Below are 15,132 nucleotides of genomic sequence, written 5' to 3'. Positions count from 1 at the left end.
CTAAAAAACAAATAAATGTCAATGTCCCCATGGTCCTGACTCGGTTAGAGATTTAACAATTTCCACTAAACCTTACATTTCAAATTCGTGGGGAACATATCAAGATATTTGATTTTGCACTAACTTGTGCAAGGAGGGGTGCCAAGGGAGTTTAATTACAACCAAGGTGTATATGTAAAAAAGGAATTCTTACCAGGATGGTTCTAATGGTACGTTGTGATGGCGGCTTCTATGGCTAAGCAGGGATCGATCTTTATTTTCTAATACTACCACTTAAAAAACCGCACCATGATCTAGAAACAGACGGGACTTTACACTCTTTACTACCTATCCCTCTCTCGACAAACTTCCCTTCACCTAATTAACACAAACCCCTAGTTAACAACGGATAGGGCGGATCTAATCAAACGTTTGGTTAACACAAAAATAACTACACAAACGTTTGATTAGATGTGGGAAATCCCTTTTGTTAAACGAACGCATGTCAGTTTTGCAGAAAATTTATTGTCGATGAAACGTCGCAGTCTTTGATAATCATCTACAATAAAAATCAATAAAAACTAGCAATCAATAATGAGCGACACGTTTCAATGCCAATTAAACGTTTGTGTAAAACAGGCATAAACGTAGATAAATCAAGAGATTCTAGTAGAAATTAGGTAGAATAGTGTCGATGGATTTATCGAGTACAACTGGTAAAAAACTTGCAATTCACTAATGAACAGGCAGCAACAATAATAATTCTGATGTTCGACCATGATTAGACAATTGACTGCTGATCTTTTTAATTAGCAATTTCATATGCAAAAAAACAGGATAAATGGTTATAAACACTTCAATACCCATTAAAGAAGGGCAACGAAATTTTTGTGATCTGATACTCTTTTTGTGTTGTTATTTTAATGTTTTACTCGAAAATAGAGCCAGTTAGTCATAATGACAATCTTTTTTATTGGTAAACACAATCTCTAAAATGTTTACTCCACGTACAATTTGTGAAGGAATGCACTTAAAGCAACGGGTAGCTTTAGTTTAATCAGGTTGGTAACTATTACGGCAAAAAACGCTGCAGTTCAAAATCTGAGCGTTTTAATTTGTCATTCATATTGCTAATTTACTATTAAAACATATGTTAATTAGTTTGTTATTTGCATTGTTTTTAGCACTTTTCTCCCCATCAACCGAACCCGTTAATAAATCTGCGCTTGTTTTATGCTCACTTTCCCTAGTTGGAAGACAAAACCTAAAATAAAGTTCAGCGCCATTATTAATATGGAAATTCTCTGGATGGTGCCTGGCACCATAGCTAATATGTCAGCGCCGGCATTGGTATAGGTGTCGGTATCATTTTAAATGGAGAATTATATACCGGCATAAATGGATTTTCCGGCGAATATGGACATATGATTGTTCATATCGACGGCAAAACTTGCCACTGCGGTAGCAACGGATGCTGGGAGCTTTATGCATCTGAGCAGGCATTGTTGGAAGAAGCCGCAAAAATCATCCCTTCTGATGTTGCTGAACAGGATCTAACCATCGAGATGTTAATCGAACTTGCAAAGAATGGAAACGATGATGTGATACGTTTATTTAACAATATTGGAGAATACCTCGGTGTGGGTATTAACAATATCATTCACTCCTTTAACCCTGAGCAAATAATAATAGGAAGCCGCCTTATTATGGCAAAGGATTGGATTGAAAATCCAATTAAAAGGTTTGTGAAGCGTCACACGATGGAATACCATCAAAAAGGGTTAACAATAAGCTTTTCAGAGCTAAACACCCATGCAGCAGCCATCGGCGTTTCCGCTATATCGATTGAGGGATTTTTAAAAAATGCTGTACAGTGATTTCGGAAAGTTTCATGGTGCCAAAATCAAAATTACCTCGCAAACCGGTATTTTACAATAAGTAAAAAGAATCCATTTTGAAAAGGAAATTGACAAAATGGATTCTTATCTGTTTATGGCATTATTAAAATGGTTCTTACGATAATTTGGTGAAAAGTAAACGGAAATTAAGATAATATTATAAAACAATTTAATCAAATGAAAAAAAAGAGAGAGATCAAAAAGGGAACTATAATATGGTACCTATAGATGCAAAATTGCTCAGAGTTCAAAATACCCTGAGCAATTTTTTTATTCATGATCCTAAGAATTTCTTCTCTTTACATATCTTACTAAACCAATCCCCATACCTGCTAGTATCAGAATCAGCCCAGCAGCAAGCCAGTTATATTGGTTTGTAGCAGTATTTGGCAAATCACCGTTTTTTGAAACATGGACTTGAGAAGATCCCTTCTCCTTTACACTTACGCTGTCAGCCGTTCCATTATTGGTATCTTTTATCGGTTGATCGGTACTGCCAGGCTTATTATTTGTATGATCTGGCATAGTCCCGGTATCACCAGGTTTTTCCCCCGTATCATCAGGCTTATTCCCGGTATCACCAGGTTTTTCCCCTGTATCATCAGGTTCGCTTCCTGGTGACGGTGCAAAATCCGCCGTTGCAAAACGGTAAATTTCAGAACGTCTAACCGCCTCATTTTCATCCGTAATGTTCATGTACCAGTAATAGGTTTGGTTTGGCTGCAGCCCCTTCCACTCCGCTGCCGCCGTATCACCAGACGCTACGTTTTTATCTGTACCGATTACATTATCTGAATAGACATTAACACTGAAATAATCTGTGGCCACACGTTTATTAATATCAGTTAATTGGTAATCCGCCGTAAAGCTGTCCACACCTGGTTCATCAAAGAAGTTCATATCATCCAAAATAGGCGAATACGTTTGGATGCTAACTGTTTCATCAACTGGATTAAATGTCAACAAACGAACATATCCATCACCGCCGTTAGGACCTCCTTGATAATCCGAAAGCATTTCCAATACTTTTCTCGTTGAACCATCTTGATTTGGAATCTCGGAAACACGTGTTGCTACTCCGTGATAATGACCGCCCATTACCATTTTCACATTCTCGTTTGGCGTAATAATTTGATCGAACACATTTTGCGACATTTTAGACAAGGTGGCGCTGTATTCTAAATAAGCATGCATGACTAAAATCGCATTTCGATCCGAATGCTTTTGTAATACTTCATTTGCCCAAGCAATCGTTTCAGGTGTATCTTCTAACCCAAAACCAAGATAAACAACAACGAAATCATGACCGCCAAATGACATGAGGTCATAGTGATTGCGGTTATTATCCATTGACCCTCCGTACCATGGATTATTACTATATCTTTGTTCACCCACCCATTTGTGGTAATACGTATAGTCAATTCCATCGATGATGCTGTCATGATTTCCTGCAAGCACACCATATGGGACACCGGCATCATCCAATTTTTTCAAGTTGCGGTCCGCTACAGCCCATTGAACCTCATCGTTCGCAACATTCACAATATCCCCGGAATGAATCACATACTCAAAGGTTCCCTTGCTATATTCGTCCACAATCCAATCCCCTAACCCATCAAAAATAGAATGGTAAGTCTCGGCATAGTATTGTGTATCCGTAAACCATAGCATGCTAAAGGGAGCATTGGCATTTTTCACTTCGTCCTGTACCATGGCTTGAATTTTTCCATCTTTAATGAACACTTGCTTATCCACTTCGGCAGTCAGAACAATATCAGATTCATCAGCACCACCAATGGCTGTCTTGAGTGCTGTCCATTTTCCAGCATGATGATCCCATGCATAAAGCGTGACCTTACGATTTGGAAGTGTCTTCCCTTTCCAATAAAGTTCTACTTTATCCCCTGGTGTCAATTCATCTTCAACCGTTACTTCAAACCGGTGATAAGGGAATCCACTGGTTGAATCATTGACAAGGTATTCGCCATCTTCAAAAGCTAGCTTGGCTTGATCTGCCTCACTCAATTTATTTTCGCCAGCAGCGGCAACCGTTAACGGCGGTTCTCGATCCGCCACATTTCCAAACCCTTGGATGTCATCTCCTCTAGCAAAATCATACTTGCTTCCTTGGTAGAAGGTTACATCCATTTTATCGCCGCTTGGATCGGTTACCTTCGCTTTCAACGTAACATCATTACCAGCCTTTTCACCATCAGCAGCAGGCGTTACTTCAGACGGCAGATCAGGTGTTTCTGCATCAATCATAAACGCTACCGAGTACGAAGACATATTCCCGGCACCATCATAAACATTCACATGCAATTCATGATTTCCTGCATCCAGTTTGGCTGATGATGTTTCATATGGAAAAGTAACCTTTTTTCCATCGAGCGTCGCTTCTGCTTTAGAGATACCAGTCAATTGATCCTCTGCAACAGCAGCAAATGTCATCTTACCCTTGAGGCGGGCTCCCTCCGTAATCAACTTCCCGGCTGAGTAGGAAATGCCCTCAATCACTGGATCTGTATTATCAATCGTAATCGCAGTAGCATCAGCTTGAGCTCCATTTTTGTCTAGCACGAGCTGATACATTCCATCTACAAAAGCAGTCGTATCCACTTCCGCATATTCTGCCGTTAACTTTTCCTTTGGTATGTTAAAAATAAAGTCACTCTTCATCGGCTTTGTTAGGTTTGTATTCGTTGGAGCACTGCCATCACCTAATGGGTAAAACACATTTTCCCGATAAGGTAAGAGCGTTTGCTGTAAATTACCTAAATAGTTACGAACACTTTCAGGCTTGATCATCGTTCCATCTGGTAAAACAAGATGAACGTTAATGACTTCAAAATCATCAAAATTGGTTTTATTAAAATGTTCTTCATGAACATCCAAATCATAAGGGACATTTTCCCCGCCTGAATGGATCGATACGATCCGATCAGAAATCAAATATCTTGGAGAAACATCATAGGTATACCAGGCTCCATCCACATAGCTTGGTAGAATTCTAGTAAAGTATTCTCTCTCACCTGCGGGATTTTTTGCGCTAGCAGATGCTTGGTAAATATAGTCAATCCCTGATGCCTGGAATCCAAACTTCGCCTTTCCCGGTAACGCTGGGATGGTTTCAAGTCTTTGCCCGGCTAATGAAATGCCCAGCTGATCATGGGCTGTTTTTCCATAAGCGTATAAACCAACCTTGCCGCTAACCATATCCCCATCAGTCAGGGATAAGCCTGATTCAGGAAACTCCATTCCCAGTTCGTCTTCAATAACCGTGATTTGATTTCCGCGAGAATTATAAGGAACCTTTGTACCATTACCGCTGGCATCTTCCGTATTCACCATATAACGGTAGGCACCCAATTCAGCGATATTCAAATTCGCTTCGTACATGTATTTTCCATCCGCTTGCCCTTTTAAGCTCATGGCAGCATGATGCGTGAAATCCGTTAAAGCATTTCCAGCCGTCCCGTAGACTAATTCTGCTTTTGCCAATTGTTCTTGGCTGGTAATCGTGATCTTATAATCCCTTCCAGCCTGAATTTGGTAATAGGGCTGATCATGTTCAATCATTGGAGAGACAACATCCCGGCCAGCTACTGCAGGAACTTGTCCTTCGTCAATGCTGCCTGGATTGGAATAGGCTCTTGCACCTGTACGCTCCATTACTTTACCTGATTCAGGATACTTATAAAGGACAGCACTATTTCGGATATCGTTGACCATCCGGTCTGGGCTGCCAACACTTGATGCATCATACCATGCCTCGACAATTAGATCGTCGATTGATTCAGAACTTGAAATAGCAAAACCACGATTCAACGAGTTAGGTAGGTTAAAATCTGAAGCATTTTTATTATCATAAAAAATAATATCATTCTCATTCAGTGCTGAATTGAAATGAGTATTGAAATCTTTTGCTTTTGTATACCCTGCAGCTACGGCTTCTTTTGCAAACCAAATAATCGCAGTACTATATGGCTCGATTGCCGTATCCTGAGGAATGGTCCATTTTTTAGGTGCAGGCGAATTATTAGGATATAAGTAGAAGAGTGTATATCCTTTTAAATTCAATACCTCGTTAGAGTTATTATATATTTCCATAAACTCATATTGATTCCCGCTGCCCTTACGATAATCCCCTGCCGGATTCGGGGTCATTTCGGTAATTAATAGTTTCGGTGGTTTGGAATTTTCAGGATTATTTACAACCACTTCATAATTTTCAGATTGAACCTTTGATTCGCTGTCACTTGCTTCAATATAGTAGTGAATGGCCGCTCCAGAAACCAATGCACCGGGTATCGTATAAGAATAGCTACCCTTTGACTTGTCTTCCATTGCCGCTTCTGTGAATTCACCATAGGGATTGAAGCGATAAAATACTTTTACATGTAATGCTTCCCCGTCCGCATCTTCCACAACTGCTCCTATGGAATAATCTGTTCCTATTTGAATCGAAGCTGCAGGATTATGAGTAATAACTGGCTTAGCATTTGAAGATGGAACAAGCTGTTCAGCAGCAACCACACCAGGAGTTGGATCAGCCTTGCGAAGGTATGCCGCAACGGTTACTCCTTCTCGAGGTACTCGGGTGTGAAAGCTTTTTCCATCTGCTGTGTCGTCTCCCGTAAACCTTACTTCACTAATAATATTGTTATCATCATTTTTACTTGTAATATAGAAGCTCCGGTCACTGCTGTTTGGCAGTGCATCTTGATTCCGTACTTTATAAACCGGTATATGATCAGGAATCTGATGGTAGGCTCTAAAATCTGATTCCTTTAAATTAGCCGCATCCCCCGTTATGGCAGTACTAGTCCGTTCCACCCATAAAACGGCTGGACTGTTTGCAGCAATCTTCACATTCAAATCACTAGCATCATCCGCAGCGGTTACAGCTAAATCCTTCGTACCCGTCCTCCAGTCGTAGCGGATTTTATATAGACGATTAAAGTCTAATTCTTCATCGGTATGATTATAAATTTCGACAAATTCGAATAAATCATTTGAGCCTGCTCCCTTAATTTGACTATTGTCTTTATCGTTCGGATAGACTTCCGTAAAAAGAATAGGATATTTTACTTTTGGATTACTCTCTTCATCTGGTGGGGTAGATGAAAGAATCGCGACGGAAAAGGCTTCTGTTTGTGCAGTTTCCTTCCCATCACTAACAACTATGTAATAGTGAATAGACGATCCGCTCATTTCGGAGGCTGGGATCGTGTAGGAATAGTCAAGATCCGCTTTAGACATCACGGCTTCTTTATACGGTTCTGATGTCTGGCTACGATATAACAACGTAACAGCAAGTTCATCACCATCTGCATCCTCCACAGTTGCCGTTACCGTAAAATCTGTTCCCGCTTGAATAGATCCAACCGAATGATGGCTGATGTTTGGCAAATTACTGTTTGCCGGTGTAAGCTGTTCTGCTTGAACAACCCCTGCAGTTGGATGGCTTTTTTTCATAAAACTATCCACCGTTGTACCGCTTTGCGGAACTTTAGTTTGATAACTCAAGCCATCTCCAACATCCACACTAGAATAATGAACATCACTAATTATGGCATTCGAATCATCTTTTTTTGTAATGTAAAATCCTCTGTCGATATTATTCAAACCGTCCTGACCGCGCAGTTTAAAGACAGGGACTTCAGCTGGAATTTGATGATAGGCTCTGAAATCTGCTTCTGTTAACGCAGCTGCCGCACCGGTAATGTTTGAATTCGTGCGCTCCACCCATAAGACGGCTGGACTGTTTGCCGGAATAATGACACTTACATTCGTTTTGTCATCTGCAGCGGTCACGGATAAATCCTTAATGCTTGAAACATAATCATATCTGACTTTATAAAGACGATTAAAATCTAACTCACTATTGGTATGATTATAGATTTCAATAAATTCAAATAGATCATTCGTACCAGCACCTTCAATCTGACTATTCGATTTGTCATCAGGATAAACCTCCGTGATGACAACGGGCTGTTGATTACTTGTGCTGTTTGATTGAATCTCTGCACCTAGCACACTAGTCACAGGAACCAGTGGGTTTACAAAGATTAATAAACTCAAAATAATAGAAAGTCCTCGTTTCATTTTATTCCTCCTTGAAATTCTTCCATCCTAGAAAACATTTGCTAACTCCTACTTTCTTCGCATCACCTTGTCCTTGATTTTTTTCAAATTTTTCCTTTCCTTTAAAAATTATAAATTTCCTATATTAACAGAATGGTAAGTATTCATTGAGATTGTGTAAAACATTCGTAAAATTCAGCGAAATCTATCACAAAAATTAGCAGAATGCCAGTTTTCAGCCATTATTGATATCAATCAAACGATTGATTAGAACTAGAATAAACCCTTTTGAAAAACGAACCTTGGATGGTTTTTAAGAAAATTTATTGTCGTTAGATAGATTCCAGGTTTCTCTATAAATTTGCAAAACTATACATGAAAGACAATCTATGACAAAAAAGCAGGTTAATCAAACGATTAGGTAAATTTGAAGGGAATGAACGTCTCCTCCTAGTGACCACTTTTTCATTTCCAACAAGATTATGGTCATCAATAGCCCTCGTTGGTGACCACTTTTTCATTTCCAACAAGATTATGGTCACCAATAGCCCTCGTTGGTTACCACTTTTTCATTTCCAACAAGATTATGGTCACCAATAGCTCTCGTTGGTTACCACTTTTTTAAATCCAGCAAGATTATGGTCACCAATCGCCCTCCTTGGTTACCACTTTTTCTATTCCAGCAAGATTATGGTCACCAATCGCCCTCCTTGGTTACCACTTTTTCATTTCCAACAAGATTATGGTCACTAATAGCCCTCCTTGGTTACCACTTTTTCAATTTCAACAAGATTATGGTCACCAATAGCTCTCGTTGGTTACCACTTTTTTAATTCCAGCAAGATTATGGTCACCGATTGCCCTCGTTGGTTACCACTTTTTCCATTCCAACAAGATTATGGTCACCAATCGCCCTCCTTGGTGACCACTTTTTCTATTCCAGCAAGATTATGGTCACCAATAGCAATATTTCCTACTACAAGATTGATAGGTAATTAGATTTATTGTCCGTTTATGTAAAAAAAAGTAAAAATTAGTTTAATATGGTCTCACTTCCATATTCACAGAGAACCAATTGAGACGGTTTCAATAGAGGTTTCTCATGTAGCTTTGGGGAGTGGTAGGCACTGATAAGAGGAAGAGACTGGTCTCAATAGGAGCCAGTCTCTTTTTTCATTTAAATATGTAGTTTACTTGTTAATAGTTGCCATTTGAATAGATGGTTGATTTTTATATTTATTAATGAAATAGATTTCAATATGATCATCCGTTGCAAAAGGCACAAGGTTACTTGCGCTAAATCCACTAATTCCATAGGTTTCTATTCTTACTCTAGCCAGCTCATTTAAATTGTTATCTGTTTTTACCAACGTTACATTATCACGGTTCCCTGATTCTTCAATATAATAAACATTTCCATCAGAGTCTACTGTAAAGTTGTAAATATAATTATCATCAAAATTGATTACTTGTCCATTTACATCAAAGATTGGATCACCTGTTATGGTGTCAATTCCACCAAACTCTCTACTTGTTCCTGCAGTGGAGAAATATTTGTTACGGTCAGCGTCATAATAACCGTTATCATAATTAATTTCTCCCGTTAAGTTTATCTTTTCATCTGATTCCGGTAAAAAGATGAACTTTTCATCTTTCGCGCTAACTAAGAATCCATATCCTTTACTCGAATTTAGTTCAAAATAAGAACCAGGTTTCGTGATAGCGACTTCCTTTACTATTTCACCATTAGTATCGATGACATAAATGATTCCCTTTTGCTTAATTAAATTTCCATTTATTGTTTGAGTTTCATAGGGATTATCGATGACAATATTCAGTTCCTTATCTTTTATAAGCCATTGGCCACCTTTAGCAATTGACACCAAAATCTTATCTTTTAAATTTTGGTAAACATAAATAAAGTCACCTACTTTAAAAACCTTATCAGAAGCCATGCTGTATGCTTCAACAGCATAACCTTCCCCGCCATATTGAAGCACAAGGTTTGATGCCATTTGCAGCGGTTCTGGTACCTCTTCTTCCACCTCTCCATCATCATCCATTATTTCTAGTTCTACGTCTTCAACATCTGCTTGTTCAGGTTCTTTGGTTTCCTCATTTGTTTTACTTGAACAGCCAGTAATAAGGAATATTGCAACGCAAATAACCAATAATTTAGTAAATTTCAACAATTACCACTCCAATTAATAAAGTATATCTAAGATAGCATGTAAAAATAAGAAAACAATCTGAAACTAACTTACTATTAAATCAATCACCTTGCTGAATGTCTTTAATCATCTTTATGTCACATATCCGTTAGGATTTATTATGTATCAAGTCATTTGTAACTTGTTTTTGACTCCTCATCCCACCTTTCCCCCAACTGCGACAAGGATGATCATCAATACTACCCACATGTGTTTGATCCGTACCTGAATATCTCAAAGCTTCTGCTTCTTTTTCAAGTGCCATTCTTTCAATTTGTTTCATACGTGATTGTCGATTTTTATCTTAACATATAGATCTAAACTTATGCTTAATGAGTGATTTGAGTCCAGAACCGCACCTGTTTAAGTGGCAGTTTCCTTAGCCATAAAAAGTGAATTGGGTTAAAACGGGAAATGTTCCTTCTGTTGATTGAATATAGAATACCATCCCCCTGTTTCTCCCTTTCATAATATTAAAAACGAATTTCATTTCGAATGCTCTTGATATTTATTTTTTTAGTTGGCAAATAAATCACTCCCTATATGACGATTTGGTCATAGATTTCCCGAATTATTCGTGTCAACTATCATGGGCGCAATTCACTGTCACTCTCCGAAAAGTGTCTAAGCATCAAGTTATTTCGCCAAAACTCGAGTTGTGACAGGCACCTAATTCAAAAAGCTTAATGAAATATTTACCAAGATTTTACACCAATTATACACTCCAATGCTATTATTCTCTTAATATTACATATTTTTAAAACTGAAGGAGTGTGCATTTTGAACAAACATGCGTTAAGGCTTTTTAGGAAGATTTCATTGTGCCTCATTTTTCTAGTTAGCTCTTTGGGATTTGGACCACCTTACGATCCCCAAACAGCTGCTGCTAGTGAACTAGAAAAGAAGGCCGAACAGATCCATTATACGATTACAGGGCCTGACTCAGTAACTTTTGATTGGGTTTTCGGTCCTGACAGCATCCAATTCGGAGAGACAACTGCATATGGTCAAGTTGTCCAAGCTGGGGAGCCAATCGTTAAACCGAGGACTCCTATAGATGGAGTGTTTCGCGAGACGAAAATAACTGGTCTAAAACCGAATACAACTTACCATTACACAATCGATGATGGTCAAGATTATACGTTTCGCACAGCATCTCCTACAGGAAGTTCTGGTTTTACAGTCGTAACGGATGGAGATGCTGGATCTACTAGGAATTATCCTGCAGCTGGACCAATGAATGACTTAATTGCTGCTTTGAATCCTGATTTATTTATAGGATTAGGAGACTTTACATATGCTGATCAGCATGGTCTTCCATCAGTAGACACTCATTTCAATGATGTGATGAAATGGAGTATGGGAACGCCTTATATGCCTATTTGGGGAAATCATGAATGGCAAAGCTCAGCCGACGACTTAACAAATTATAAAGGGCGTTTTGACTTACCTAATCCACAAGTCTCTCCAGGGTTGGCAGGTAGACCTACGGATGGTATTCCTGGAGATTGGTACTGGCTTGATTATGGGAATACACGTTTTATAGGTTATCCCGAACCTTATTCAAATGCTACCTGGAAGAATTGGAGTAGCGAAGCCGACAAGATAATGAAAGACGCGGGAAGTAATAACGATATCAAGTTTATTGTCACTTATGGACATAGACCGACCTATTCAAGTGGTATGCATGGCGGTAATGATGACCTCGTCAAAATCATGGAGGATTTAGCGAAGAAACATCCGAAATTCGTTCTAAATCTGATGGCCCATGATCATCATTACGAGCGTACCGATCCCACCAAGACTTTTGGTGTGCACCACGTACTCGTAGGCTCAGGCGGATCCGTGCTGTACAGTGAAGATGGTTCAGAGTGTGGATTTAAAAACTGTACACCTCCGCCATGGTCTGCTTATCGCTTACTTCATATGGGCGCATTAAAGCTTGATTTTGAAGAGGATGAAATTAAAGCTGAATTTGTTTGTGGACCTTCTCATAGTACAGAAAGAATGCAATGTAATTTTGGAGAAGTAGTTGATACGTTTTCTATTAAATCCAGAGTACTTAAACCAGACCCTAGTGCAGTAATGGAGGGAGCTGGAACAGAGGATGATCCGTATATGATTATGACGGCTCAGGACCTTTATAACATTCGAAAGAATACAAGTGCTCATTACAAACTTGGGGCAAATATTGATTTAACGTATTTCGACGCAGGAGACGGCAAGGGCTGGCTGCCGATCGATAATACTGGTGGTTCCAATACTCGATTCCTGGGTGAGTTAGACGGTAATGGATTTATTATTAATGGGCTTACTATTAATCGACCTGATACCGATCACAATGCTCTCATTGGCTATACAGGTGCAAATGCGAAGATTAAAAACGTTGCACTGGAAAATGTGAATATCGTAGGGAAAAATTATACCGGTGCCTTAGTCTCCTATCAGAGCTCAGGTAGTGGATTGATCAAAAACAGCTACGCTACAGGTACTGTCAAAGGAGCTAGTTATGTAGGAGGATTAGCTGGACATGTTCAAAATCCGGTCTCCGATAGTTTTGCTCGCGTTGATGTAACTGGTAATGATAAAGTCGGAGGACTGTTTGGAAATGCCTCCTCATCCGTAAATAATACTTATTCTACTGGCAAAGTCACAGGAAGCACAAATGTTGGAGGTCTAATCGGCGTTAACTCAGCTAGTGCCAATGATTCTTATTGGGATCTTGATACATCTGGACAAGCAGCCAGCGCTGGTGGAATAGGCAAATCAACTGTTGAAATGAAAAAGAAAGCAACTTATGCGAATTGGGACTTTGCTTATACTTGGCAAATAGATGAAGGTAAGGATTACCCCTTGTTAAGCGGATCCGTGCCGCCTGCATCGTCTAATGCAAATTTAGCTGAGATCAAAATTAATGACGAGCTAGTAAGTGGTTTTTCACCTAATAAGGATCTGTATGAAGTAACAGTACCTTATAGCATCTCCCACGCTGACATTACGACCATCAAGATGGAAGATAAGGCTACAGTTGAAGTAAGGGGTAATCTTAACTTAAGTGTAGGACTTAATACAATTGTTATCACAGTGACTGCTGCTGACCAAATCACTACTCAAACTTACACACTCAAGATTAACCGTGCAAATCAACTTATGTCTGGTTCAGGTACGGTAGCAGATCCATATAAAATTAAAACACCAGATGATCTATACAACATGCGCTTAGATAGAAATGCTTATTTTGTATTAATGAATGATCTCGATTTAACTAATTTTAGCGACGAAGACGGAAAAGGTTGGAGACCGATTGGTGAGAATGATACTAGATTTGCTGGTGCATTTGATGGTCAAGGACATGTAATTAATGGTCTATGGATAAATCGACCTAATGAAGATTTTGCAAGTCTATTTGGTTATGCTATTTGGGGTTCATTAATCCAAAACATCGGTTTAACAAATGTGAACATTATCGGGAAAAACTACGCTGGTGGAATCGTAGGCTATATGAGTGGTAATGGATTTATTAAAAATAGCTTCGTTACTGGTCAGATCAGTGGATCAAGATATGTTGGTGGCATCGCTGGATCTACGGGAGTAAGTGTCTATAATTCCTATGTTCAGGCAGATGTAACGGGCAATGATAAGGTCGGTGGATTTGTCGGAAATCTTTTTAGCAGTTCCAGTTCAATCCCCGTTACCATTGATAAAACGTATTATACTGGTAATGTATCAGTAAAGAACGAAAACGGAATGGTTGGAGGCTTCATCGCCGACCTTACAACAGGAGATATTTTCAACTCTTACTGGAATATCGAAACGGCAGGACAAATACCTAAAGAGTGCGGTTATGGTAAATCAAACAATGATTGTGGAATGGCCATAACAACGGCAGAATTGATGCAAAAATCAACGTATGTCGACTGGGATTTTGATAATATTTGGGAAGTGGAGGAAGGAAATGACTATCCAAGATTAAAAGCGGTGGCATCACCAGAATTATCTTCCAACGCAAACGTAAGCAATTTAAAAGTGAACGATGAAATCTTAGTTGGATTTAATAATGGTTTGTTTGAATATCAAGTGAAACTACCAGAAGGAACATTAACTCTACCAATTGTCACTGCAACAGTGGAAGACCCCACTGCGAAAATTGTAATTACGCAAGTAAACGCATTACCAGGTACTGCAATAATCGAGGTTACTGCTGAAGATGGAAATACAAAGCAAACGTATTCCATTCATTTCACAACACAAGAAGCACCTCCTGAAGAGACAGATAACAGTAACGGTGGAACCAATAATGAGGAGGATGACCTGAACGGTGAGAATCCGGATGGTGACAATCCTTCTATTGTGGACGAAGATCAAACTGGTGGCAATCCTTCTACTGTGGATAAAGCTCAAACTGGTGACAATCCTTCTACTGTGGATAAAGATCAAACTGGTGACAATCCTTCTACTGTGGATAAAGATCAAGACTCAACAAAAGATACTGGGAAAAATACCGTTAACGCGAAAGGTGCTTCCAAACAGGGTACCGGGGAAGGCAATAAGTTACCGAATACGGCAACGCCATATTTTACTTGGATGTTAATTGGTTTCGGTTTAATAATGATCGTATTGAGCATGTGGTTGGTTGAACGAGTACGTAAAGCAAAACAATAATCAATTGTGTTTGTGTGATTTGTGTAAATGCCTAGCACCATAGCCATCAACCTAACTGAAAGTACAAAGGGGAATGAATTCCCTTTTGTACTTTTTAACTGTTTTTCTCCTTTTATTTCCTCATTTACCCATGACCCATCCTGAAATTGCATGGTCTTCCGAGTTGCCTGCATCAATCATTAATGTCTTGTTATTACCAACCACCATCCCTAGAATGGGCCGGCCCGTTTCCGATATTGGAGTGATATACCAAAAACTCTTTCCTATTTTGTTAATTGAGTGCATGACGTGCTGCC

Annotated in this window: 4 protein-coding genes and 2 pseudogenes; 2 read left to right on the top strand and 4 right to left on the bottom strand. The window is 39.1% G+C overall.

All coding sequences use genetic code 11. The features are described 5' to 3' along the window. Positions 1–1,322: 1,322 nt before the first annotated feature. A pseudogene (locus tag BLR86_RS21305) lies at positions 1,323–1,856 on the top strand (ROK family protein); the annotation flags it as partial. Positions 1,857–2,159: 303 nt separating this feature from the next. On the opposite strand, the gene BLR86_RS21300 reads toward BLR86_RS21305, so the two are convergent. The 3 genes from BLR86_RS21300 to BLR86_RS26250 all read right to left on the bottom strand — a co-directional run bounded on the left by BLR86_RS21300 (position 2,160) and on the right by BLR86_RS26250 (position 10,457). After that, complete coding sequence (locus BLR86_RS21300) at positions 2,160–7,985, bottom strand: lamin tail domain-containing protein (RefSeq protein WP_090766406.1); 5,826 nt, start codon at positions 7,983–7,985, stop codon at positions 2,160–2,162. A gap of 1,169 nt (positions 7,986–9,154) precedes the next feature. After that, complete coding sequence (locus tag BLR86_RS21295) at positions 9,155–10,153, bottom strand: hypothetical protein (RefSeq protein WP_090766403.1); 999 nt, start codon at positions 10,151–10,153, stop codon at positions 9,155–9,157. Between the two features lie 130 nt (positions 10,154–10,283). Next, positions 10,284–10,457: a hypothetical protein gene (locus tag BLR86_RS26250; RefSeq protein ID WP_175492998.1), complete on the bottom strand. Its 174-nt coding sequence runs from the start codon at positions 10,455–10,457 to the stop codon at positions 10,284–10,286. A 563-nt stretch (positions 10,458–11,020) separates the two neighbouring features. Between BLR86_RS26250 and BLR86_RS21290 the strand changes: the two genes are divergently transcribed. Next, the gene (locus tag BLR86_RS21290; protein ID WP_139185682.1) at positions 11,021–14,836 is read left to right on the top strand and encodes a cadherin-like beta sandwich domain-containing protein; all 3,816 of its coding nucleotides are present in this window, start codon (positions 11,021–11,023) and stop codon (positions 14,834–14,836) included. A 147-nt stretch (positions 14,837–14,983) separates the two neighbouring features. Here BLR86_RS21290 and BLR86_RS25795 read toward each other — a convergent pair. Next, positions 14,984–15,121 (bottom strand): annotated as a pseudogene (locus BLR86_RS25795) (MBL fold metallo-hydrolase); the annotation flags it as partial. Between the last annotated feature and the right edge of the window lie 11 nt (positions 15,122–15,132).

It is taken from the genome of Bacillus sp. OK048 (genome assembly GCF_900103525.1).
GTDB lineage: Bacteria > Bacillota > Bacilli > Bacillales > Cytobacillaceae > Neobacillus.
This window is presented reverse-complemented; position numbering and strand designations above follow the sequence as displayed.